We start from the raw sequence: 1314 nt of genomic DNA on the forward strand, positions 1-1314 counted from the left end.
CAACCCCTGTTCGATCATGGCGACTGTTTTGTCGAGCCTACGTGCTTCGTTCGCTGCGGCTCTAGCCGCCGAACCGGAACCTATCGTGACTAGATCATAGATGACGGAGGGCTGTTGTGCGGAAGCCGCTGTTGTCGTGTTCATAAAAGAAGCCTCAAGGAAATTGCAAAGAAAGAGACAGATCGGTCTCCTTGAGGGATTGTAGACAACCCTGTCTCCTTGTGTCAACATGTCGCGTATGAATCCTCACAACGATGAATAACATCATGGACAAAAAAGAACAGTTAGTCGCAACTGCCTTTAACCTTTTTTATAAGTACGGCATTCATGCTGTTGGCATCAATCGGGTACTTGAAGAGTCCGGCATTGCCAAGAAAACGCTATATAACCATTTCTCCAGCAAGGAAGATCTAATTGCTGCGACCGTCGAATATTGTGATCAGCAGTATTTCTCTTGGCTCGATTTGCGTTTGCACGAAGCGACGCCAGGTAGGGACGCCTTGTATGCCATGCTTGATGCTTTTGACGATCTGTTTCAGGGTCTCGATCAATCCAAGCCACTTTTCTTGGGTTGTTATTTCATTAATGTCAGCGCCGAATTCAGCAATCCGGATCATGATATACATAAGCTTTGCGCCCGAAACAAAGAGGCTATGCTGCGATGGATCACACACCACACTTCACTTGTCATAACGTCCAGAGAATCGATAGTTCAAATCTCTGAAACAATTGCTATGTTGCTTGAAGGGGCGATTATTCAGGCTCACGTTCTTGGAGATCTGCACGCTGCTCGCAAAGCCAAAGCCGTGGTTAAACTGCTTCTTGATAAATCTAACTAACTAACTAAATTCATCTGTCCATACAACTCTTTGACCATCAATAAAGGTGGAACGGCAAAGTAGCTTTCCGAAGTTTCAGCAGTGGAGACAAGTCGTGTAGTGCCGGAACGGGCCACTTATCGGCTTCCAGTCCTCGATCAATGCCCCAAGTCAAGTCAGTTGCAACCGTACCGCCCCTGCCACAGCAGCGGCACCAGGATCAGCGCCAAAGCCGGGAAGATCATCCAGTTGACCGCTTGCCAGCCCGAGCTGTGCAGGATCGACCCCGCGAGGAACGACACGGCCGCCGTGGCGGCGAAGACGAAGAAGTCGTTCATGCCCTGCGCCTTGCCCCGCTCGGCCGGGGTGTGGCAGTCGGTGACCATCGCCGTGGCGCCGATGAAACTCAAATTCCAGCCGATGCCCAGCAGCGCCAGCGAGCCCCAGAAGTGGGACAGGCCGAGCCCGCCCAGGGCCACCACCCCGGAGGCGGCGA

General features: G+C 51.8%; 2 protein-coding genes. One reads left to right on the plus strand and one right to left on the minus strand.

Annotation, left to right across the window (positions count from 1 at the left end; all coding sequences use genetic code 11):
* Window positions 1–266 precede the first annotated feature (266 nt).
* Window positions 267–839, plus strand: a complete 573-nt coding sequence (locus RZA33_RS19280; protein WP_017638772.1) for a TetR/AcrR family transcriptional regulator — start codon at window positions 267–269, stop codon at window positions 837–839.
* A 155-nt stretch (window positions 840–994) separates the two neighbouring features.
* Here RZA33_RS19280 and RZA33_RS19285 read toward each other — a convergent pair.
* The coding region (locus RZA33_RS19285; RefSeq protein WP_322976227.1) for an MFS transporter at window positions 995–1314 on the minus strand (320 nt) is incomplete at its 5' end.

Source organism: Halovibrio sp. HP20-59, assembly GCF_033052795.2.
Lineage (GTDB): Bacteria > Pseudomonadota > Gammaproteobacteria > Pseudomonadales > Halomonadaceae > Vreelandella.